A 21,993-nucleotide genomic window follows, 5' to 3' on the forward strand; every position below is an offset into this window, starting at 1 on the left:
CGACCGATCGTGGCGGCCGTCGCCGAGCACGGGGTCGCGGCGGCGCTGGAATACGGCGCGAAGTTCGACGGGGTCCGGCCCTCGGCGGTGCTGGTGCCGCAGGCCGCGATGGACGCCGCGTTGAGCGGCCTTGACGGCGACGTCCGCGACGCGCTGCAGGTGATGATCGAACGGACCCCGTCGAACTTCGCGCCGTATTCCAGCGCCGCCGCGACCCCGTGCTCGGCGACGGCCGCCACGATCGGTCGCACCGTCGGCAACACCGTCTCCACGTCGACGCCGCCGCGCGGCAACGCTGTCCGCAGCCGCGCAGCCGTCAACTCCTGGCCCCGCAAATCCATCCGGGCCGGCAGCGCGGTCGATGTGGTCATATGGGCCTCATACAAGCCATTGTCCCAGAGCAGCTCAACTAGTTATCCGACCGGTAGTCTGCCGTTTGAACAGCGCAAGCCGGAGAAAAGGTGGAGCCGCCATGTCGGCAAAGGATCAGCACCCCAACAACGCACCAGGCGTTCCGATGGTCTACCCGGTGTGGTTCGAGAACCTGCAAGTCAAATACCTCAACCCGGCGCTCAAACCGATCGTGCGTTACCTGCCCGGCACCGCCACCGTCTCCCATCGCGGGCGCAAGTCCGGCAAGCAGTACCAGACGATCGTGTCGACCTTCCGCAAAGGCAATCTGCTCGCGATCGCGCTAGGGCACGGCAAGACGGACTGGGTGAAAAACGTGCTGGCCGCCGGGGAAGCCGACGTCAACTACACCCGCCGCACGGTGCACATCACCAACCCGCGGATCGTGGAAGCCGGCTCCAGCGCCGACGGGCTGCCCTTCCTGGCGCGCGTTCAGCTGCGCCGGATGGCGATCTTCGTCGCCGACATCGCCTGACCGGCCACTTGCCTCAATCCCTGGTGTAGACGGTCTTGCCGGTCATCGCCGGCCACACCGACGGCGCGTCCTCCCATGCGACCACACGATCAAGCACCGGCGAGAGGTCGGCGCCTGCCGCCAGCAAATCCAGCACCGGCGGGATGGCGGCGCGGGCGTTCACCCGTCCGGTGACAAACCTCACACCGCGGGTGTACAGCGGTAGCAAACCCAGCTCGACGGGCTGGTAGTAGATCCCGGTGTCGGTGCACACGCCGTCGGGCCAGGTGGCCCCTAACGTCGCGGCCAGCGCCGCCGGATCGGCCGACGTGTTCACCGTCACCGGATACGGATCCCATTCCTTGGCCGGCTTGGGCCGATCGTGCACAGTCGCGCCGAGCTTCTCGGCAGCCGACAGGCGCTGGGGGTCGGTGTCGACGTAGTCGACCTGCGCGCCGAGCGCGGCGGCAAACGCGGTGGCGTACAACCCGATCGACAGCCGGCCGACGACCAGCACTCGGCGGTCGGCGGCGTCGAGCCCGGCCAGCTCGTCGGCGAACGGCGCCACCGTGCGCCAGCCGTCAGGGATGTTGTCCGACAGGGAGGCGATGGCCACCGGGTCGACCCCGTCGGGCACCCGGATAAGCATTGCGTCGGCGTGGGGCACCGACACCAGGTCCGACATGAATCCGCCGCCGTCCAGACCGGCGATCGGCCCCATGCCATACATCGCCAGCAACGGCAGCGAGCCGCACGAGCCGGTGACCCCGCGGCGGCACTCGCGGCATGTTCCGCAGTTGATCTGGAACGGCACGACCACCCGGTCGCCGACCCGCACGCTGGTCACGCCGTCGCCGACCGCGACGACCTCGGCCACGCCCTCGTGACCCACGGCGTATCCCGGCGGCAGCGGCAACCGGCCCTGCGAGACCGCGACGTCCAGGTCGCAGCACGCCACCGCCAGCGGGTGGACCAGGGCCTGCCCGGGTTGCTCGATCGTCGGGTCCGCGACCTCCCGCCACTCGTAGCGGCCGGGTTCGGTGTGTTGCAATTGCCTCATTTCAGCATTGTTGAGCAATCACTCAAGTAAAGCAAGTATCGTGTGGAATGTGCCCCGCCCCGACCGCAGCCGCGCGGCCCTGATCGACACCGCAGCCACCCTGTTCCGGCGCCAGGGCTATGCCGCGACCGGCCTCAACCAGATCCTCGAGGACGCCGGCGTCAAACCCGGATCTCTGTATCACCACTTCCCGCAGGGCAAGCAGGCGTTGGCCGCCGCGGTCGTCGACCACGTCGGAACCGGCATCGAACAACTGCTGCGCCAGTTCCTTGCCAACGATCGCCCGGTGGCCGACGTCGTCGATCGCTGGATCGACGTGCTGGCGGCTGGGCTGGCCAACGATCACCGCGACGGCTGCCCGGTCGAACCACTCGCCACCGAGGCGGTCCATTCCAGCCCCGAGGTTCGCGCCGCCTCGGCGCGGGTGTTCCGGTCCTGGTGCGCGGCGATCGAGGAACGGCTGCGATCCGGCGGCTGGTCGCCGGAACGCGCGGAACAGGTTGGGCTGGCGGTGGTTTCGCTGATCGAGGGGGCGCTGATTTTGTCCCGCACCACCGGTGACGCGGCCGCTTTGCATGCCGCAAAGGCGGCGGCGCGCGTGCTGCTGACCGGTTAGCTACATGTCCAGGCCGACATCCAAGACCCGCACGGAATGGGTCAAGGCGCCCACGGCCAAATAGTCCACCCCGGTCCCGGCGTAGGTCTTGGCGGTCTCGAGGCTCAGCCCGCCCGACGACTCCAGGAGCACCTCCGGCGCGCGCGCATCCCGGCGCTGCACCGCCATCTGGGTCTGCCAAACCGGGAAGTTGTCCAGCAAGATCAGCTCGGGCTTTTCCACCAGCACCTCGTCCAGCTGCTCCAACGAGTCGACCTCTACTTCGCAGGACAGGTGCGGGGAGGCGGCACGCACCGCGCGCAGGGCCTCGACCACCGATCCCGCCGCGGCGACATGGTTGTCCTTGATCAGTGCCGCATCGCCAAGTCCGAGCCGGTGGTTGACGCCGCCGCCCACCCGAACCGCATACTTCTGCAGCGCGCGCAGGCCGGGCAGGGTCTTTCGGGTGTCGCGGACCTGCGCCTTGGTGCCCTTGACCGCGTCCACCCAGGCGGCGGTGACGGTGGCGATGCCGGACAGATGGCACACCAGGTTCAGCATGGTCCGTTCCGCGGTGAGTAGGCCCCGCGTTTCGGCCTGCACGGTCAGCAGCGGCTCTCCGGCCTTCAGCCGCTCCCCGTCCTCGACCCGGTGCAGCACCTGGTACCCGTCAGAGCCGATCACCTCGTCGAGCACCAGCAACGCGACCTCGACCCCGGCGACCACCCCGCACTCCCGCGGCACCATCGACGCCGTGGCCACCGCGCCGGCCGACACCGTCGCGAGCGTGGTGGCATCCGGCCCGTAGCGCAGGTCCTCGTTGAGTCCGCGCCGAATCGTCTCGCGGGCGTCGGCTCGCTCGGCGTCGTCGAGGAACATCAGCCCACCGCCGCCAGCGCTTCCAGTTGCACCGCGTTGCCGTCGGCTGCCAGCCGGACCAGTGCGCTGCGTCCCGGTTCGGTCGCGGGCGACGGGAACTCGGCGCGGTGGTGGCAGCCACGGCTTTCAATGCGCGCCAGGGCGGCGGCGGTGACCGCGCGGGCGGCCAGGGTCAGCGCCACGTCTTCGACGTCACGCCGGCTCATCGCAGCGCGAACTGGTGCGGCACAAAGCATTTCGGCCAGTCGTTCCAAACCGACGGCGTCTCGCTCGACCGAGGCGTCGCGGCTCATCGCCTGTTGCAGCTCGCCGCGCTGCAGCGCGGTGTGGACGGCCAGTTCGGGCCGCGGTAACCCGTCTGGGCGCCCCGCCCGAACAGCATGGGCGGCCGCGGCCTTGCCGGCACGTCCACCGACCACCAGGCCTTCCAGCAGGCTGTTGGAGGCGAGCCGGTTGGCGCCGTGCATTCCGGTGCGCGCGACCTCACCCGCGGCGTAGAGGCCGGGCAACTCGGTTTGGCCGTACACGTCGGTCACGACGCCGCCGCAGCTGTAGTGCGCCCCGGGCACAATCGGGATGGGCTGGCGCACCGGGTCGATGCCGGCGTTGCGGCACGCGGCCGTCACGGTCGGGAACCGCGCCTCGAGGCCGGGGATGCCTCGCGCGTCAAGGTAGGCGCACCGGTCGCCGGTCGCCTTCAGCCTGGCGTCGATGGCCGCCGCCACGACGTCGCGGGGAGCCAAATCACCCATCGGATGCACCCCGGCGGTGATCGAATTGCCTTGACTGTCAAGCAGTATCGCGCCCTCGCCGCGCAGCGCCTCGGTGATCAGCGGCCGCCGGCCACCACCATTGGCCGTATAGAGCATGGTCGGGTGGAACTGGATGAACTCGAGATCGCTGACCGGCAGACCCGCCCACAGCGCCAGCGCGATGCCGTCGCCGGTGGAGCCGTTCGGATTGGTGGTCGCACTGTAGAGGTGGCCCAACCCGCCGGTGGCCAGAATCACCGAGGGGGCGGTGATGACGCCGAGGCCGTCCGGGCTGCTGACCAGGACGCCGGTCACCGCGGCGTCGTCGTGCAGCACCAGCAGGACGACGTGGCCGCTGCGGATGTCCAGCACTCGGCCGGCCTTGTCGAGGGTGCGCTGCACCTCGGCGCCGGTGGCGTCCCCGCCGGCGTGCACGACGCGGCGGCGCGAATGGCCGCCCTCGCGCGTCACATCCCAGCGCCCAGGCATGGCTTCGTCGAATCGCGCTCCGTCACCTACCAATTCGGCGACCGCGCGGTAGCCGTCGCCGACGATCGAGTACACCGCGTCGGTATCGCACAGGCCCGCGCCCGCGGCCAGGGTATCCGCGACGTGAGCTTCGATCGAGTCGTCGTTGTCGGGCAGCACCACCGCGATGCCGCCCTGCGCGTAGTGCGTCGCCGTGACGCCGCGCGTCTGGGTTGCCTTGTTCAGCACAACGACACGGCTGCCCGCACGGTGGGCCGCCAGCGCCGCCGCCAGTCCAGCGACGCCCATGCCGATCACCACGACGTCGGCGTCGTCGCGCCACGCCGGGCCCTTCGTCATTCGCCACCGCCCGGCTGGCCGATCTCTATCATTCGCTGCACGCTGCGCCGGCCCGCGGCGGCGACGTCGGGGGCGACGTGCACCTCGTCGGCGCCTTCCACCAGGCACCGCAACAGCGCCGCCGGGGTGATCATCTTCATGTATTTGCACGAGGCCCGGTCGTTGACCGCTTGGAAGTCGACTTCCGGTGCCGCCCGGCGCAACTGGTGCAGCATGCCGACCTCGGTGGCCACCAGCACCTTGCGGGCGCGGGTTTCATGTGCGGCGTCGAGCATGCCGCCGGTCGACAGGATCTTGACCCGCTCGGCGGGGAAGGCACCCTCGCCGGCAAGGTACAACGCCGATGTGGCGCAACCACATTCGGGATGGACGAACAACTCCGCGTCCGGGTTCGACCGGGCCTGTTCGGTGAGTTCGTCACCGTTGATCCCGGCGTGCACGTGGCACTCGCCGGCCCACACGTGCAGGTTGGTGCGACCGGTCACCCGCCGCACGTGGGCGCCGAGGAACTGATCGGGGCAGAACAGCACCTCCCGATCGGGATCGATCGAGGCGACCACGTCGACGGCGTTGGATGACGTGCAGCAGATGTCGGTGAGCGCCTTGACCTCGGCGGTGGTGTTCACATATGAGACGACGACGGCGCCGGGGTGGTCGGCCTTCCAGGCGCGCAGTTCGTCGGCCGTGATCGAGTCGGCCAGAGAGCAGCCGGCCCGCTGGTCGGGAATCAGCACGGTCTTGTCCGGGCTGAGGATTTTGGCCGTCTCGGCCATGAAGTGCACGCCGCAGAACACGATCGTGTCTTCGGGCGCCTCCGCGGCGATCCTGGACAGGGCCAGCGAGTCCCCCACGTGGTCGGCAACATCTTGGATGGCGGGCAACTGGTAGTTGTGCGCCAGGACGGTGGCACCCCGCAGCTCGGCCAGGCGGCGAATCTCGGCGGCCCACTTCGCGTCTCCCTCGACTCCGGTGTAGCCGGTTTGCGAGTCGATAATCCGGGAAGACATCTCGTCAGCGAACGTGACCGTGCGGGCCAGGACCGTCATTGGTGACTCCTTTCGCACCCAGGAGGTTTTCGACTTATAATCGAAAACATGCCCCATACTAGCACCGCCCATGAGGTGCTTGCGGTTGTGTTCCAGGTTCGGCCGGTCACCGGCGCCGCCCGGAAGGACAAACCGCAGCTCAACGTGCTGTTGTGGCAACGCGCCCGGGATCCTCAGCGGGGTGCCTGGTCATTGCCGGGCGGGCGGCTGCGCAACGACGAGGACATGAACAGCTCGGTTCGCCGCCAACTCGCCGAGAAAGTGGACGTGCGCCAGCTGGCCCATCTGGAGCAACTCGCGGTGTTCTCCGATCCCGACCGGGTGCCCGGCACCCGGATGATCGCGTCCACCTTCCTGGGGCTGGTGCCCTCCCCCGCCACGCCCGAGCTGCCGCCGGACACCCGCTGGCATCCGGTGGACTCGCTGCCGGTGATGGCGTTCGACCACGGCCCCATGGTTACCCACGCGCACGCCCGACTGGTCGCCAAGCTGTCCTATACCAACATCGGGTTTGCCTTGGCGCCAAAGGAATTCGCGCTGTCGACGCTGCGCGACATCTACGGCGCCGCGTTGGGGTACCAGGTCGACGCGACAAATCTGCAGCGGGTGCTGGCCCGGCGCAAGGTCATCACCCAGACCGGCACCATCGCCCAATCCGGGCGCAGCGGCGGCCGCCCCGCGGCCCTGTACCGATTCACCGACTCCCACCTGCGGGTCACCGACGAGTTCGCCGCGCTGCGCCCGCCGGGTGCGGCCTTGTGACGGGCAACACCGCGCGTTAGTTTCGGCCAGCCGCCGGACACCTGTACATTGTCTAAGAGCTGTTTAAGAAACTGCTGGCGCTTGGCAGGCGCTGGTGCTGGAATCTGACTGGCCGGCGGCGCCGCCATCCCACCTGGGGAGGAACGCGCGCGAGCACGCCGAGGCCTCGAAGGGAGCCTGATGGTCGAGCTCGCCAAAGCGGTAGGCGCGACGGGCGCGGAGTGGATCGGGCGGCCGCCACACGAGGAGCTGCAGCGCAAGGTCCGCCCGCTGCTGCCCAAGGACGACCCCTTCTATCAGCCCCCGGCCGGTTTCCGGCACGCCGCCCCCGGCACCGTGCTGCGCTCCCGCGACGTCGAGCTGGCGTTCCTGGGCCTGATTCCGCAGCGCATCATCGCAACCCAGTTGCTGTACCGGACGACGGACATGCACGGCAACCCCGAGGCGACGGTCACGACGGTGCTGGTGCCCGCCGAGAAGGCGCCGGGTAAGCCCATCCCGCTGATCTCCTACCAGTGCGCGATCGACGCCATCACGTCGCGCTGCTTTCCCTCCTACGCGCTGCGGCGCCGCGCCAAGGCCATCGGGTCCCTGGCGCAGTTGGAGCTGCTGCTCATCTCGGCCGCGGTCGCCGAGGGCTGGGCGGTCACGGTGCCCGACCACGAAGGCCTCAACGGCCTGTGGGGCGCACCCTATGAACCCGGGTACCGGATCCTCGACGGCATCCGCGCCACGTTGAGCTCGGAGCGGTTCAACCTGTCGCCCGACGCCCAGGTGGGGCTGTGGGGCTACTCCGGCGGTGGGCTGGCCAGCGCCTGGGCCGCCGAACTGTGCGGGGACTACGCGCCCGAGCTGGACATCGTCGGCGCGGTGCTGGGCTCCCCGGTCGGCAACCTGGGGAACACCTTCCGTCGGCTCAACGGCAGCCTGCTGGCCGGATTGCCGGCTCTGGTGGTTGCGGCCCTCGCCCACACCTATCCGGACCTGGACCGGATGATCAAGGAACACGCCAGCGACGCGGGACGGGAGCTGCTGCTCAGCCTGGAGAAGATGACGACGGCCGAGGCCGTGGTCAAGATGGCGCGCCTGGACATGGGCACCTTCCTCGACGAACCTCTGGAAGACATCCTGGCCACCCCGGCGGTGGCGCACGTCTTCGACAGCACCACCCTCGGTGTCGCGGTCCCGACACCGCCGGTGCTGATCATCCAGGCGGTGCACGACTACCTCATCTCCGTCGACGACATCGACGTGCTGGCCGACTCGTATTCCGCGGGCGGCGCGAGCGTCACCTACCACCGCGACGCATTCAACGAGCACATGTTGCTGCATCCGCTGTCGGCGCCGATGGCGCTGCGCTGGCTCATCGACCGCTTCGCCGGCCGGCCACTGACCGACCACCTGATCCGCACCAAGTGGCCCACCATGTTCAACCCGGTGACTTACGCCGGAATGGCGCGGCTCGGAGTGATCGCGGCGAAGGTGATCACCGGCCGCAAGATCCACCGCCGCCCGCTCTAGTGCTGCTCGGCCACCGGTGTCGGGGATACTGACGGCAGCACCGCCGCCGGCCGGTTGATCGGCGGATAGGCACCCAGGTCGTCGCGGACGGTCCCGGTGGCGCACAGGGCGTAGACCAGCGAGGCGGCAGCGGTCGGCGACAGCAGCGTCGCGAGGATCTGCAGGGGCAGGTGGCCGAAGAACACGGGCGGCGCCTGTCGCACGTAGGTCAGCTGATGGTCGCCGTCGGACAACTGCACCGTGTCGAAATCCAGCGCGCCGTAGCGCAGCCGCACCAGCAATGCCCCCACGCCCGCCGCCGCGGCCGCCGCGCCGATCAGGCCCACGGTCAGCGCGCCCACCATCTCCGGTCCCCGATGATCGCGCCACTGCCACGCGGCGACGGCCGCCACCACGGCCAGCACCCCCAGCAGGCCCAGCAGCACGAACGGCGCCACGAAGAAGTTCTGCGATTCGCTGCCCAGGTACTCGTGCACCCGCTCGCCCTTGCGGCTGATCGCGACCACGGCGTGCACCGGCGGCGCGATCCACGCCCACAACGCACCCACCGGCACCCCGCATGCCGCCAGAGCCAGCATCACGACGGCGCTGGCGCGGTTGCGGGAGGTACGCGGCCCAACCGGCCCCACGGGTTGCGATGTCTCCGGTTGCGGCCCGTCGGGCTGCGGCCCCTTGGGTTGCGGCGCCTCGAAAACGGCGTCCCCGCTCATCGCTGCGCCTCCAGGTCGTTCGAATCCACCTGGCCGTGCCGGGAACAACGGGCCCACCAGCCGTCCGGACGAACCTGCACGATCATTCGGCGCCCGCATTCGGCGCAGAAGCGTGGCGGCTCCAGACCGAGCTGGGCCGCGGTAGGCGTGGCACTGCCGGCCAACTCGCCGGTGTAGACGTTGTAGACGCCGGCCGTCACCGGACCGCCCAGCTCGCCAGCCACGATCAGCACCGGTTACAGGCTGGCATTGAGCGCCTTGATCGGCATCTGCAGATCCTCGAGGAGCTCCAGGTCGGCCTCGGCGGGACGGCCGAGCGTGGTCAGGTAGTTGCCGACGATCACGGCGTTGATTCCGCCCAGGATCCCCTGCTTGGCGCCGAGGTCACCCAGGGTGATCTCGCGGCCGCCCGCGAACCGCAGCATGGTGCGCGGCAACGCCAGCCGAAAGGCGGCGACGGCCTTCAACGCCTCGCTCGCCGGCAGCACCTCCAGGTCGCCGAACGGGGTACCGGGACGTGGGTTGAGGAAATTCAGTGGGACCTCGTGGGGGTCGAGCTCGGCCAGGTCGGCCGAGAATTCCGCCCGCTGCTCCAGCGTCTCTCCCATGCCCAGGATTCCGCCGCAGCACACCTCCATGCCCGCGTCGCGCACCATCGACAGGGTCTGCCAGCGCTCTTCCCAGGTGTGCGTGGTGACCACGTTGGTGAAGAACGAACGCGCGGTCTCGAGGTTGTGGTTGTAGCGGTGCACACCCATCGCTGCCAACCGGTCCACCTGCTCGGCCGTGAGCATGCCCAGCGAGCAGGCGATCTGGATGTCCACCTCGTTGCGGATGGCTTCGATGCCGGCCGCGACCTGGGCAAGCAACCGTTCGTCGGGCCCCCGAACCGCGGCGACGATGCAGAACTCGGTGGCACCGGATTTGGCCGTCTGCTTGGCGGCCTCGACCAAGCTGGGTATGTCGAGCCACGCGCTGCGCACCGGGGACTGGAACAGCCCGGACTGGGAGCAGAAGTGGCAATCCTCGGGGCATCCGCCGGTCTTCAAGCTGATAATGCCCTCTACCTCGACTTCGGGCCCGCACCAGCGCATCCGCACCTCGTGGGCCAGCGCGAGGAGTTCCTCGAGCCGGTCGTCGGCCAACTGCAGCACCCGCAGCACCTGGTCCTTGCTCAGTCCCTCGCCGCGTTCGAGCACCTGCTCGCGGGCTACGGCGAGGATGTCGTCGCCGCTGGTGCCATCCGGGCCGGCATCGCTGGTCGGTCTAGTCGGCGCTTGGGTCACCGGGTACTCCCCTGCTTCTAGATCGCACGCAACGTGGGCGATCCGTGTTCGATGGCCGCGCCCTGAGGGCGGCTCGGGTGGAAAACCGTTCAGGTTAGGGTAACGGTCCCGACGACTGCGGATGCCGTGCGGGCGTCCGTCGAGCCCTCAGGCATGACCCCGATCCGGCCGGGTTGGAAGTCGACAGTACGGGTATGAATTCCTTATGACCGACCTGCACGTCGAGTATTTGGCCGACCACGGCATTTGGCTGGCGATACCCGCATTTCTACCTGCAGTGATCGTCGTCGGCGTGGTCTTGTATATAGCGATGCGAAACCGGAAAAGCTCCAGCGAAAAGCAGGATTGACTGACGCTGCAACGGGGCATTACAGCTTCGTCCTAGTCAGCCGTGCGCAAAACGGGAGGCGATCGCGGTGGAATTGTCAGTTGTTGCGGAGGCGCCAGCGGCTCGCGGTGCCGAACTGAGCCAGGTAATCGGGCTTTCAGTCGCTGCGCTGATCATCACACTGATCATGCTGGCCATCGGGTGGGCGCACCGCACCCGGCGCATCATGTGGCTGGAGAAGTTCGCCGACTGGTTGGGCGTGAAATTCAGGCGTCCGTCCTGGGTGGCGCTGCCGGTGCTGGTGTACACCACCTCGATCATCTGCGCCCTGTTCGGCTTCATCTGGGACGTCAGCTGGCACATTGGCGAAGGACGCGATCCCGGGCCGCTGGCAAACCCCGCGCACTACTTCATCATCATCGGCCTGTTCGGCATTTTCCTCGGCGGCATGATCGCGATCGCGCTGCCGTTCGACGAGCCCGGACCGGCCCCGGTGCGCATCACCGACAACTGGCACGCCCCGGTCGGCGGCGTCCTGATGGCCGGTTGCGGCATGTACGCACTGCTCGGTTTCCCGCTTGACGACATTTGGCACCGCATCTTCGGCCAGGACGTCACGCTGTGGGGTCCCACACACTTGATGATGATTGGCGGCGCCGGACTGTCCCTGTTCTCGGTGTTGATGCTGGAGTACGAAGGTGGCCGTGCCCTTCCGGACGCGCCGCCGGAGAAGCCGTTCGTCAAATTTCTGCGCTACCTGTCCTGCGGCGGGTTGCTGATCGGCCTGTCCGTCTACCAGATCGAATTCGACTTCGGCGTTCAGCAGTTCCGGCTGGCATTCCACCCGATGATGATCGCGGGCGTCGCGGCGCTGGCGTTGATCGTGGCCCGCATGACGCTGGGCAAGGGCGCGGCGATCATCGCCGCCCTGTTCGCGATCGCGCTGCGCGGTGCCGTCGCGTTCACCGTCGGTCCGATCCTTGGAGCGCCGCACAACTGGTTCCCGCTGTACCTGGGGCCCGCTCTGGTGGTCGAGATCCTGGCGCTGACCCCGTTGTTCAAGCGGCCGATCGTCTTCGGTGCCGTCACCGGTCTTGCGGTCGGCACCGTCGGACTCTGGTTGGAGTCGCTGTGGATCGGGGCGGTCTACCACTACCCGTGGCCGACCAGCATGTGGGGCGAGGCCCTGGCGATGGCGGTGCCGGTGGCAATCTTGATGGGCGTCTGCGGCGCGATGACCGGCATGGTGCTCACCGGGCAACCACTGCCGCGCCGCGCGATCGGCATCTCGCTGGTCGCGGCAACGGTGGTGGTGATCGGCGCGACGGTGGCCAACGGCCTGCACATCCTCATCCCGAGCCAGAACACCGCCACCATCAAGCTGACCGAGTTGCCCAGCGACCCCGGTAAGCGCATGGTCTCCGCCGACATCCAGATCAACCCGCCCGACATGATCAAGGACGACCCCGACTGGGTATCGATCACGTCCTGGCAGGGGAAGATGGAGAACAACCGCGGTCTGATAATCGACCGCCTGCAGCGGGTCGGCCCCGGGCACTACCGCACCACCGAGCCCATCCCGGTCTGGGGCACCTGGAAGACGCTGCTGCGCGTGCAGGACGGCTACACCATGACTGCGGTGCCGATCTATGAGCCGGCCGACGAGGCGATCCCGGCCCCCGAGGTGCCGGCCCAGCCGGAGATGACCCGCCCGTTCGTGTTCGAGAACACGATCCTGCAGCGCGAGCGGGACCCAAGCGCGCCGGAGTGGTTGTTCACCGTGGGCTCGATCCTGGTGCTGATCTTCACGTTGATGGTGATCGCCGCCCTGACCTGGGGCGCCGGCCGGATCAACGGTGAGGTGACCCGACCCAAACGGGTGGAGGAGCAAAAGCACCCGTTGCCAGAAGCGGCGTAGCCGGATGACCCTCGTACGCACCCTCGTCACGGCGTGGGCGGGCTTGCTGATCTGCGCACTGGTCGCCTGCGGCGGCAACTCGCCCAGCAAGTCCCCCGCCCAGCCGCTGACCATCGACGTCACGATCGCCGGCGGACAGGTCACGCCCACCAACGCCACGTTGCAGGCCAAGGTGAAGCAACAGATCGTCCTGCACGTCACCAGTGACACCACCGACGAGCTGCACGTGCACTCGGTGCCCGACCACAAGTTCCAGATTGCGGCGGCACCGCACCAACAGTTCGAGTTCAGCGTCGATGTGCCCGGCAGCGTGGACGTCGAACTGCATCACCTCAAGCGGACGATCGCCACCATCCAAGTCCAGCCGTGACCGACGCTCACCCCGTGTCGGTGCTGGCGCACGGCCTGGGCGGGTCGAACGATCTTCCGGTGCCGTACACCTTCGCGCTGATCGGCGCGGCGTGGGCGCTGACGTTCACGTTCGCGCTGGTGGCGCTGGCCTGGAAACAACCGCGGTTCGATCCGGACAAACCGGGACACCCGCTGGCGGACGCGGTGACCGCCGTGGTCGATTCGCGCGTGGTGCGCTGGGTCGTTGGCGGTTTGGCGTTCCTCTTTGCGGTCTGGGTGCTGATCGCCGGGGTGTGGGGGCCGCAGAACCAGGCCAATGGCCTGCTGGGCGCGTTTTACGTGCTGCTGTGGGTCGGGTTGGTCGCCGTGTCGCTGTTCTTCGGGCCGGTCTGGCGGGTGATCTCGCCGGTCCGGACCCTGTATCTGCTGGTGCGCCGCGGCCTGCCGGAGCGGCTCAGCCGGCCGCGGTGGACGTACCCGGAGCGCTGGGGGTACCGCCCTGCGGCCTTCGGGCTGTTCGCGTTCGTCTGGATGGAACTGGCCAGCCCGGATTCGGCGTCGCTGACCGCGGTCAAGACATGGCTGCTGGTCTACACGGTGGTCTTGTTCGTCGGGGCCTGGCTGTGTGGCCAGCGCTGGTTCGCCCGGGTGGACCCGTTCGGGGTGTACAGCATGGCCGTGTCCCGACTCTGCCCGTTCTGGCGCAACCCCGAGACGGGCAAGATCGTGGTCGGCAATCCGTTCGACCACCTGCCGTCATTGCCGGTGCGTCCGGGCGTGGTGATGATGCTGGCGGTGCTCCTCGGATCCACCGCCTTCGACAGCTTCTCCGCGGCACCCACCTGGCGCAATTTCGCCGACGGGATCGCCCGGGACGTCCATAGCGTGCCGGAAACGCTGACCTCGTCGGCGCTGCGCACCGCCGGCTTGCTCGTCTTCATTTCGGTGGTGGCGGCGACGTTTACGCTGGCGGCTCGCGCGACGGGCGGCGTTGATGCCGAGGAGCGCCGAGCCCTGCCCGGTCAGATGGCGCACTCGCTGATTCCGATCGTGGTCGGCTACATCTTCGCGCACTACCTGACCTACCTGGTGGAGCGCGGACAGCAGGCCGTGATCGCACTCGCCGACCCGTTGGGCCGCGGGTGGAACCTGCTCGGCCTGGCGGACGCACACGTGGCCTACGTGCTCTCGACGCACCCGGCGGTGCTGTCCACGATCAAGGTGGCCTGCGTGGTGACCGGACACATCGTGGCCGTCATCGCTGCGCACGACAAGGCGCTGCGGCTGCTGCCCAAGGACCATCAGCTCACCGGCCAGCTCACCATGATGCTGGTGATGGTCGGCTACACGTTCATGGGGTTGTACCTGCTGTTCGGGGGCTGACGTCAGCCGAGGTGATACTCGACGCGCTTGTCACCGTCCCATCGCCGTAACCTGGCGAAGTGGCCGTCGAGCTGAACCGGTCGCCCGGCGATGTCCACGGCCTGGCCCAGATAGGCGCCGTCGAGCCGCCGGGCGAGCGTGACGTGCGCGGTCCACTGCCCCGGCAGGCTGTTGGCCATCGGTTCGGGCAGCAGGTGCGGACCGCACAGCCGCTGCACCTCGGCGTGCAGGTCCAATAGCTCGGGGGACGGCACCACCAGCCGGGTCAACACGACAGTGCCGCGGCCGAATATCAGCGGCGCCCCGACCACACAGCGCAACGGCAGCCGCCGCACCACCGGCTGAAGCAGCTCGTCGACGTCGGCGTTGATCCGCTGCGATACCGCCACCGTCACGTGCGGCCGGCCGGGCGGTATCCGGGCGGGTATGCCCGCGGCCGCCAGCTTGTCCCACATCCGCCTGATCGCGGCCTCGGTGTCCGGGTCGAACAGCAGCTCGATCGAATGCGCCATCAGCCGACCAACGCCGTGACCCAGTCGCGGTCGAACGCCGCGGCGCTCAGGGCGGCGAAGTCCACACCGATGGCCGCGGCCCCTGCGGGCAGCGCGGCGCGCACCGGAGCGAGCCTGGCCAGCGCCACCCGGTTGGACTGCGCCACCGACCCAGGCTCCGCCGGCCAGCTGCCGATCACCAGCCCTGCGCACGGAACACGTTGTGCTGCAAGCGCTTCCAAGGTGAGGGCGGTGTGGTTGAGGGTTCCCAGCCCCGCGCCGACCACCACCAGCGCCGCAGCGCCCAGGTCCACCGCGAGATCCCGCAACGTGTAGCCGCCGTCGGCGAGCTCGACCAGCACTCCCCCGGCGCCCTCGACCAGCGTCAGGCGTCCGGGCCGGTCGACGCCGCGGACCAGGCCCCGCAGATCGGCAGCCGAGGGCAGCGGCGTCCCCGCCCGCTCGGCGGCGGCGGCGGGAGCCATGGGCAGCGGATACCGGGCCAACCCGACCAACTCGGTGACTCCGGACAAGCGGGCGATCTCGGCGAGGTCGTCATGGCCGTCGCGGGTGCCGGTCTGCACCGGTTTGCACACGGCCACATCCATGCCGGCCTGCCGGGCGTGGGAGGCCAACGCAGCGGTGGCGACTGTCTTTCCGACACCCGTGTCGGTCCCGGTGACGACCAGGACCGTCAAGGGCGGCGGGCCGCGGCGAGTACGTCGGTCAGCACCCGGCGGGCGAGTTCGAGTTCGTCGGCGCTCAGCGAGGCACGCGCGGTGAGCCGCAGTCGGGAGGTTCCGACGGGGACCGTGGGGGGCCGGAAGCAGCCCACCTTCACTCCCGCGTCCAGGCAGGCCGTGGCGGCCGCGAGCGCCGCCTCGGGATCACCGAGGATCACCGACACCACCGCCGACTGCGGGACTTCGGCGACGCCGCACGCCCGGGCCAACTCCCTGGCATGCTGCAACACCGCACCCGGTCGCCAGGGCTCGGCCTGCAGGACCCGCAACGCCGCCAGGGCGGCACCGACCGCGGCCGGGGCCAGACCGGTGTCGAAGATGAACGGCCGGGCGGCGTCAATCAGGTGCGCCCGCACCGCCGGGGGACCCAGCACCACTCCGCCCTGGCTGCCGAGCGCCTTGGACAGGGTCGTCGTCATCACCACGTCGGGCGCGCCGGCCAGCCCCACCTCATGCAGCAGTCCGCGTCCACCGCCGCGTACCCCCAACCCATGCGCCTCGTCCACAATGAGCAGGGCCCGGTGCCGTCGGCACACTTCATGCAATTCGCGCAGCGGCGCCAGGGCGCCGTCGGCGCTGAACACCGAGTCCGTGATGACCACGGCGCGCTCTTCGGCGCGGGCGGCCAGGGCCGCCTCCACCGCGCCGACGTCGCGACTCGGAGTCACCACCACCCGCGCCCGGGACAGCCGGCAGGCATCCACCAGGGATGCGTGCGAATAGGCGTCGGACACCAACAGCGAACCGGCGCCGGTCAGGCTCACCACCGCGCCCAAATTCGCGGTGTAACCCGAGGAGAACACCAAACCCGTTGCCGCGCCGACATATTCGGCAAGATCTGCTTCAAATTGTTGATGCAGCTCGGTGTCGCCCGTGACCAGCCGCGACCCCGTGGCACCGGCACCCCAGACCCGCAACGCCTGCACGCCACCCTCGATGACGGCGGGATGCTGGGACAACCCCAGGTAGTCATTGGAGGCGAGGTCCAGTTCGGTGGCCACGGCTGGGCGCGGCCGCAGCGAGCGGCGCAGTCCGGCTTCGCGGCGCTGGGTCTCCACCGTGTCCAGCCAGGCCAGCGGGGAGGTCGTTTCGATCGATGCCATCGCGGTTCAGCCTACGAGGCGTGCGACCTGCACCATCGCCGAGGTGATCTGGGCGATCTCGACGGGCGTGCAGATGTAAGGCGGCATCGCATAGATCAGGTTGCGGAAGGGCCGCAGCCACACCCCGTGTTCGATGGCGGCAGGGGTGGCGACCGCCAGATCCACCGGCCGCTCGCACTCGATGACGCCGATGCCGCCGCAGACCCGCACGTCGGTAACTCCGGGCACGGTCCGGGCGGGTTCCAGCCCGGCGACCAGTTCGCCGCCGATCTCGGCGACCCGCGACCGCCAGTCCTGGCTCAACAACAACTCGACGCTGGCCACCGACACCGCACACGCCAGCGGGTTGGCCATGAACGTCGGACCGTGCATCAGGGCGCCCGCCGCTCCGGTGCTGATGGTGCGTGCGATCTCGGCGGTGCACAGGGTCGCGGCCAGGCTGAGGTACCCACCGGTGAGCGCCTTGCCGACGCACATGATGTCCGGGCTCACGCCGGCGTGGTCGGCGGCGAACAACTCGCCTGTGCGCCCGAAGCCGGTGGCGATCTCGTCGAAGATCAGCAACACCTGATGCCGGCGGCAGATGTCGCGCAGGTCGGCCAGGTATTGCGGGTCGTGGAAGCGCATCCCGCCCGCCCCCTGCACAACGGGCTCCACCACCACCGCGGCCAGTACGGCGGCGTGCCGGGCCAGCTGCGCCTCGAACGCCGCGCTGTAATCCGGGTCGTAGTCGCGCGGCACCCGCGGCGCGAACACCTGGTCGGCCAGCACGTCGGTCCACAGCGAGTGCATGCCGCCGTCGGGATCACAGATGCTCATCGGGGTGAAGGTGTCGCCGTGATAGCCACCCCGCCAGGTCATCAGCCGGTGCTTGCCGGGGCGGTCGAGGCTGCGCCAGTACTGCAATGCCATCTTCACGGCCACTTCCACCGATACCGACCCCGAGTCGCTGAAGAAGACCGTCTCCAGTCCCTCCGGCGTCACCTCCACCAACAGCTGGGCCAGCCGGGCGGCGGGCTCGTGGGTGAGGCCACCGAACATGACGTGGTTCATGGTGGCCAGCTGGGCGGTCATCGCCGCGTCCAGCACCGGGTGGCCGTGGCCGTGGATGGCGGTCCACCAGGAGCTCATCGCGTCGATCACCTCGACTCGCTCGTCGTCCCGAACGAGCGTCAGCCGGGTGCCGCGCGCGCCCACCGCGACCACCGGGGCGACGGCTTCCGCGCCGATGGTGCTGTAGGGGTGCCACAGATGGGCGGCGTCGATCGCGCTGATCTGCGCGGGCGTCAGCTTGGATCCGGACGTTCCGGCCGCTGCCATGGAAGCCGAGACTAATGCAGCCGTGACGCCCCGCCGACGCCCCATCGGTCGCAGAAAAGCCGTTCATCGGGAAGCATGCAGGACATGACCGCACCTGAAGAGTCCACGGACACACAAACTGATGTGGAGCTGGCGGAGGACAAACCCGAGCTGCGGATCATCAGGCTGCGGTTGGTTCCCTGGGACGTGGTCACCATGTTGGTCCTGCTGGCGCTGCTGATCGCCGCGGTCACCATGACCAGTTGGCCGACGCGACTGTTCGCTTTCACCGAGACGGTTTGCCAAGGCGAAGAGTGCGGACTGGTGCCGTTCGGCGTCGACTATTACATCTATCCGCTGGTGTGGGGCGGCGTCGGCGCAGCGGTCACCGCGGCTTTGCTGGGCCCGATTGTTTCGTTGGTCAAGGGCTGGTTCATGTGCTTCTGGCCGATCGTGTCGGTCGGCGTCCTGAGTCTGACCTCAGTGGTCGCTCGCGCGCTCACCGATTTCAGCAGCAACTACTGGCACTAGACCGCCGCGAAGCATCACGCCGCGGCAACACTTGTGAGACCGAAATCACAACTGCCGTCACGGAATTGGCCCTGCTAATCACCGTCCGGTCACGTTACGACAAAGAATGTTTGCCGCCTCTGGCCCTCGCTAATCTCTGTTGCCAAAGTGTCTGTAGTGACTGGTGTGAATAGAACGGGCTGACTGGGCCGTTCACCCCACCAAGTGTCATCCAGCGGCGCTCGGCCCCGACGTGGCGGCCGGTCTGGAACGGCAGCGGATGCGCGGTTCACCGCGCTGAGGCACAGAGGGGCCGCGAGGCCCCAGGAAACGAGGGAACGACATGAAACGCGTCTACGCCTTGGCGGCCGGCCTGGCCATGCTGGTCGCACCCATGGTGACGACCACCGGGCTGGCGGCAGCCGATCCCTACACTCGGGCCTCGGACTACCAGCAACTCGCCGACACCGTCATCGCGCGCGGGCTCTCGCAGCGCGGCGTGCCGTTCTCGTGGGCCGGCGGCGGTGTCACGGGCCCAACTCGCGGCACCGGGTCGGGCATCAACACCGTCGGGTTCGACGCGTCGGGCCTGATGCAGTACGCCTACGCCGGAGCTGGGCTCAAGCTGCCCCGGTCGTCGGGCCAGATGTACCGGGTCGGTGAGCGGGTGCTGCCGCAACAGGCCCGCAAAGCTGACCTGATCTTCTACGGTCCCGAAGGGACTCAGAGCGTCGCTATGTACCTCGGCAACGGTCAGATGCTCGAGGTCGGCGATGTCGTCCAGGTCTCGCCGGTGCGCAGCAACGGCATGACGCCGTACCTGGTGCGCATCCTGGGCGCGCAGGTGCCGGCGGCACCGGCGCCCGTTCAACAGGCGCCCGCACAGCAGGCCCCGGCTCAGCAGATTCCGGGACAGCAAGCCCCGGCCCAGGCGGTGCCGGGACAGCAAGCCCCGGCCCAGGCGGTGCCGGGACAACAAGCACCGGCCCAGCAGGCCCCGGCGCAGCAGGTTCCGGCGCTGCAAGCCCCGGCGCAGCAGGTTCCGGGTCAGCAAGCGCCGCTGCAGCAACCGCCGGTGCAGCAACTGCCGACCCAGCAGGCGCCGCTGCAGCAACAGGCACTCACTCCGCAAGCGCCGGCGCAGCTGCCCGGCCAGCAGACGCCGTTGCAGCAGGTCCCCGCCCAACCGGCGCCCGCGCAGGCGGTCCCGACGCCGCCGTTGCAGCTGGTGCCGGTGCAGCCGATTCCCGGCGCCCCCGCCCGGTAACCGACGGAACTTCTCCGCACCGCCGCCACTTGCTCCCTCGCCGCCGGCGCCGCCGTCCAGCGAGAGTGTGAGCGCCTCGCCCGAACGAGCGCTCAGGAGCGAGTGGCGGTTTTCGGTAAGTTAACGGTGATCATGCAGACGCAGACACCGCCTTCCAGACCGGCTACCAGCGGGGAGCCGGGCGCTATGGGGACCCGTTCTTCGGGCTTCTACCGCCACGACCTCGACGGCCTGCGCGGGATCGCGATCGCGTTGGTCGCCGCCTTCCACGTCTGGTTCGGGCGCGTGTCGGGCGGCGTGGACGTCTTCCTGGCCCTGTCCGGATTCTTCTTCGGCGGCAAGGTGCTGCGGGCCGCCCTCGCCGGCACCCTGTCCCCGGTCACCGAAGTCGTGCGGCTGGTTCGCCGGCTGGTCCCTGCCCTGGTGGTGGTGCTGGCCGGCTGCGCACTCCTGACTGTGCTGATCCAGCCGCAGACCCGGTGGGAGACGTTCGCCGACCAGAGTCTGGCCAGCCTGGGCTACTACCAGAATTGGGAGCTGGCCCACTCGACCGCGGACTACCTGCGCGCGGGCGAGGCCGTCAGTCCGCTGCAGCACATCTGGTCGATGTCGGTGCAGGGCCAGTTCTATCTGGCCTTTCTTATCCTGGTGGCCGGCAGCGCATATCTGCTGCGCGGAGTGCTGGGCAAGCACCTGCGGACCTTCTTCGTGGTGCTGTTGACGGCGCTGACGGTGGCCTCGTTCGTCTACGCGATCATCGCGCATAACCAGTATCAACCGATCGCCTACTACAACAGTTTCGCCCGAGGCTGGGAGCTGTTGCTCGGTGCGCTGGTCGGCGCCGTGGTCCCCGTCATTCGGTGGCCCATGTGGTTGCGGACGGTGGTCGCCACGGTGGCGCTGGCCGCGATCCTGTCCTGCGGCGCACTGATCGACGGCGTCCAAGAGTTCCCGGGCCCGTGGGCGCTGGTGCCGGTGGGCGCCACCATGCTGATGATCCTGGCCGGGGCGAACATGCAGGCCCGCCCGGACACCCGCGGCCGGATGCCGGCGCCGAGCCGGATCCTCGCGATTGGTCCGCTGTTCACGCTCGGAGCGATGGCCTACTCGCTGTACCTCTGGCATTGGCCACTGCTCATCTTCTGGCTCGCCTACACCGGCCACAAAGACGCCAACTTTTTCGAAGGCGCGGCGGTGCTGCTGGTATCCGGTGTGCTGGCCTACCTGACCACCCGGCACGTCGAGGACCCGCTGCGCTATCGGGCCAACGCGCCGCGGCCCGCGCCGGTCGCCTGGCGCCAGCGGATGCGCCGGCCCACCATGGCGCTGGGATCGATCGTGGCGCTGCTCGGCGTCACACTGACCGCGACCTCGTTCACCTGGCGCGAGCACCTGGTGATCGAACGTGCGGCCGGCAAGGAGCTCAGTGGCCTGAGCGCCAACGACTACCCCGGTGCACGGGCGCTGGTCAACCACGTGCGGGTGCCGTCGCTGCGGATGCGGCCGACCGTGCTCGAGGTCCAGGAAGACTTGCCCGCTTCCACAAAAGACGGCTGCATCAGCGACTTCGCCAACCCCGCCGTCGTCAACTGCACCTACGGCGACGACAACGCTCCCCGGACCATCGCCCTGGCCGGTGGCTCGCACGCCGAACACTGGCTGCCCGCGCTGGACCTGCTGGGCAGGCTGCATCACTTCCGGGTGGTGACCTACCTCAAGATGGGCTGCGCGTTGTCCACCGAACAGGTCCCCCTGATCATGGGCAACAACGCCCCGTACCCGCAGTGCCGGGAATGGGTCGAGACGACGATGGCCAAACTGGTCAGCGACCGCCCCGACTACGTGTTCACCACGTCGACCCGACCGTGGAACATCAAGCCCGGCGACGTGATGCCCGCCACCTACATCGGGATCTGGCAGACGTTCTCCGACAACAACATTCCGGTCCTGGCGGTCCGGGACACCCCGTGGCTGGTCAAGGACGGCCAACCGTTCAACCCCGCCGACTGCCTGGCCAAGGCGGGCAACTCGACGTCCTGCGGGATCAAACGCAGCGAGCTGCTCTCCGATCGCAACGGGACGCTGGATTTCGTCGGGCAGTTCCCGCTGCTGAAGCCGCTGGATCTGTCCGACGCGATCTGCCGTCCCGACCTGTGCCGCGCCGTCGAGGGCAACGTGCTGATCTACCGTGATCCTCATCACCTGACCGCGACCTACATGCGCACTCTGGCGCCTGAGCTCGGACGGCAGATCGCAGCAATCACCGGTTGGTGGTGACGACAACCTCCGGCCGCGA

21 protein-coding genes and 2 pseudogenes are annotated in these 21,993 nt (G+C 68.9%); 11 read left to right on the forward strand and 12 right to left on the reverse strand.

Annotated features, from left to right (window positions below; translation table 11 throughout):
• Nucleotides 1-371, reverse strand: a pseudogene (locus A9X01_RS32035) (hypothetical protein); the annotation flags it as partial.
• A gap of 101 nt (nt 372-472) precedes the next feature.
• Here A9X01_RS32035 and A9X01_RS04905 point away from each other — a divergent pair.
• Complete coding sequence (locus tag A9X01_RS04905) at nt 473-886, forward strand: nitroreductase family deazaflavin-dependent oxidoreductase (RefSeq protein WP_065119601.1); 414 nt, start codon at nt 473-475, stop codon at nt 884-886.
• Nucleotides 887-899: 13 nt separating this feature from the next.
• On the opposite strand, the gene A9X01_RS04910 is transcribed toward A9X01_RS04905, so the two are convergent.
• Nucleotides 900-1,925 (reverse strand): alcohol dehydrogenase catalytic domain-containing protein, encoded by a 1,026-nt coding sequence (locus A9X01_RS04910; protein WP_065119604.1) that lies wholly within the window; start codon nt 1,923-1,925, stop codon nt 900-902.
• Nucleotides 1,926-1,974: 49 nt separating this feature from the next.
• Here A9X01_RS04910 and A9X01_RS04915 point away from each other — a divergent pair, with 49 nt between their 5' ends.
• The gene (locus A9X01_RS04915; RefSeq protein WP_065119746.1) at nt 1,975-2,541 is read left to right on the forward strand and encodes a TetR/AcrR family transcriptional regulator; all 567 of its coding nucleotides are present in this window, start codon (nt 1,975-1,977) and stop codon (nt 2,539-2,541) included.
• On the opposite strand, the gene nadC is transcribed toward A9X01_RS04915, so the two are convergent.
• The 3 genes from nadC to nadA are packed head-to-tail and all read right to left on the reverse strand — an operon-like array spanning nt 2,542 to nt 6,025.
• Nucleotides 2,542-3,399 (reverse strand): carboxylating nicotinate-nucleotide diphosphorylase, encoded by an 858-nt coding sequence (nadC, locus tag A9X01_RS04920; protein ID WP_065119606.1) that lies wholly within the window; start codon nt 3,397-3,399, stop codon nt 2,542-2,544.
• On the reverse strand, nt 3,399-4,979 hold the full coding sequence (locus tag A9X01_RS04925) for an L-aspartate oxidase (RefSeq protein WP_065119608.1): 1,581 nt from the start codon (nt 4,977-4,979) through the stop codon (nt 3,399-3,401). Before A9X01_RS04925 ends, nadC begins: the two co-directional genes overlap by 1 nt.
• On the reverse strand, nt 4,976-6,025 hold the full coding sequence (gene nadA / locus A9X01_RS04930; RefSeq protein ID WP_065119610.1) for a quinolinate synthase NadA: 1,050 nt from the start codon (nt 6,023-6,025) through the stop codon (nt 4,976-4,978). Before nadA ends, A9X01_RS04925 begins: the two co-directional genes overlap by 4 nt.
• A gap of 48 nt (nt 6,026-6,073) precedes the next feature.
• Here nadA and A9X01_RS04935 point away from each other — a divergent pair, with 48 nt between their 5' ends.
• Entirely contained in the window at nt 6,074-6,787 is a 714-nt protein-coding gene (locus A9X01_RS04935; protein ID WP_065119612.1) for an NUDIX hydrolase, read from the forward strand.
• A gap of 180 nt (nt 6,788-6,967) precedes the next feature.
• Complete coding sequence (locus tag A9X01_RS04940; protein ID WP_065119614.1) at nt 6,968-8,308, forward strand: lipase family protein; 1,341 nt, start codon at nt 6,968-6,970, stop codon at nt 8,306-8,308.
• Here the strand turns inward: A9X01_RS04940 and A9X01_RS04945 are convergent.
• From A9X01_RS04945 to bioB, 3 genes are all read right to left on the reverse strand, one after another.
• Nucleotides 8,305-8,886 (reverse strand): DUF2567 domain-containing protein, encoded by a 582-nt coding sequence (locus A9X01_RS04945; protein ID WP_253848945.1) that lies wholly within the window; start codon nt 8,884-8,886, stop codon nt 8,305-8,307. The genes A9X01_RS04940 and A9X01_RS04945 overlap by 4 nt on opposite strands.
• Before the next feature lie 128 nt (nt 8,887-9,014).
• Nucleotides 9,015-9,251: a biotin synthase auxiliary protein BsaP gene (gene bsaP / locus A9X01_RS04950; RefSeq protein ID WP_172832448.1), complete on the reverse strand. Its 237-nt coding sequence runs from the start codon at nt 9,249-9,251 to the stop codon at nt 9,015-9,017.
• A 3-nt stretch (nt 9,252-9,254) separates the two neighbouring features.
• Nucleotides 9,255-10,304, reverse strand: coding sequence for a biotin synthase BioB (gene bioB / locus A9X01_RS04955; protein WP_065119616.1), 1,050 nt, complete (start codon nt 10,302-10,304; stop codon nt 9,255-9,257).
• A gap of 205 nt (nt 10,305-10,509) precedes the next feature.
• Between bioB and A9X01_RS30335 the strand changes: the two genes are divergently transcribed.
• The 4 genes from A9X01_RS30335 to A9X01_RS04970 all read left to right on the forward strand — a co-directional run bounded on the left by A9X01_RS30335 (nt 10,510) and on the right by A9X01_RS04970 (nt 14,284).
• Nucleotides 10,510-10,653, forward strand: a complete 144-nt coding sequence (locus A9X01_RS30335; protein ID WP_167659556.1) for a hypothetical protein — start codon at nt 10,510-10,512, stop codon at nt 10,651-10,653.
• A gap of 115 nt (nt 10,654-10,768) precedes the next feature.
• Nucleotides 10,769-12,550: a hypothetical protein gene (locus tag A9X01_RS04960; protein WP_065119749.1), complete on the forward strand. Its 1,782-nt coding sequence runs from the start codon at nt 10,769-10,771 to the stop codon at nt 12,548-12,550.
• Nucleotides 12,551-12,554: 4 nt separating this feature from the next.
• The gene (locus A9X01_RS04965; protein WP_065119618.1) at nt 12,555-12,920 is read left to right on the forward strand and encodes a hypothetical protein; all 366 of its coding nucleotides are present in this window, start codon (nt 12,555-12,557) and stop codon (nt 12,918-12,920) included.
• Entirely contained in the window at nt 12,917-14,284 is a 1,368-nt protein-coding gene (locus tag A9X01_RS04970) for a hypothetical protein (RefSeq protein ID WP_065119619.1), read from the forward strand. The genes A9X01_RS04965 and A9X01_RS04970 overlap by 4 nt, the downstream gene beginning before the upstream one ends.
• A gap of 2 nt (nt 14,285-14,286) precedes the next feature.
• Here the strand turns inward: A9X01_RS04970 and A9X01_RS04975 are convergent, their stop codons facing one another.
• From A9X01_RS04975 to A9X01_RS04990, 4 genes are read right to left on the reverse strand one after another with little or no spacing between them, the layout of a single operon-like run.
• Nucleotides 14,287-14,796, reverse strand: coding sequence for a 2'-5' RNA ligase family protein (locus A9X01_RS04975; protein ID WP_065119621.1), 510 nt, complete (start codon nt 14,794-14,796; stop codon nt 14,287-14,289).
• Entirely contained in the window at nt 14,796-15,473 is a 678-nt protein-coding gene (gene bioD / locus A9X01_RS04980; RefSeq protein WP_065119623.1) for a dethiobiotin synthase, read from the reverse strand. The genes A9X01_RS04975 and bioD overlap by 1 nt, the downstream gene beginning before the upstream one ends.
• Entirely contained in the window at nt 15,470-16,621 is a 1,152-nt protein-coding gene (locus tag A9X01_RS04985) for an 8-amino-7-oxononanoate synthase (protein ID WP_065119625.1), read from the reverse strand. The genes bioD and A9X01_RS04985 overlap by 4 nt, the downstream gene beginning before the upstream one ends.
• Before the next feature lie 6 nt (nt 16,622-16,627).
• Nucleotides 16,628-17,941: an adenosylmethionine--8-amino-7-oxononanoate transaminase gene (locus tag A9X01_RS04990; RefSeq protein WP_065119626.1), complete on the reverse strand. Its 1,314-nt coding sequence runs from the start codon at nt 17,939-17,941 to the stop codon at nt 16,628-16,630.
• Between the two features lie 84 nt (nt 17,942-18,025).
• On the opposite strand from A9X01_RS04990, the gene A9X01_RS30340 reads away from it, so the two are divergent.
• From A9X01_RS30340 to sucT, 3 genes and pseudogenes are all read left to right on the forward strand, one after another.
• Complete coding sequence (locus A9X01_RS30340) at nt 18,026-18,451, forward strand: hypothetical protein (protein WP_065119750.1); 426 nt, start codon at nt 18,026-18,028, stop codon at nt 18,449-18,451.
• Nucleotides 18,452-18,773: 322 nt separating this feature from the next.
• Nucleotides 18,774-19,445: pseudogene (gene ripD, locus A9X01_RS05000) on the forward strand (NlpC/P60 family peptidoglycan-binding protein RipD); the annotation flags it as partial.
• Nucleotides 19,446-19,829: 384 nt separating this feature from the next.
• Nucleotides 19,830-21,974 (forward strand): acetyltransferase SucT, encoded by a 2,145-nt coding sequence (sucT, locus tag A9X01_RS05005; protein ID WP_065119751.1) that lies wholly within the window; start codon nt 19,830-19,832, stop codon nt 21,972-21,974.
• The last annotated feature ends 19 nt before the right edge of the window (nt 21,975-21,993 follow it).

It is taken from the genome of Mycobacterium asiaticum, assembly GCF_001668675.1.
Taxonomy (GTDB): domain Bacteria; phylum Actinomycetota; class Actinomycetes; order Mycobacteriales; family Mycobacteriaceae; genus Mycobacterium; species Mycobacterium asiaticum_D.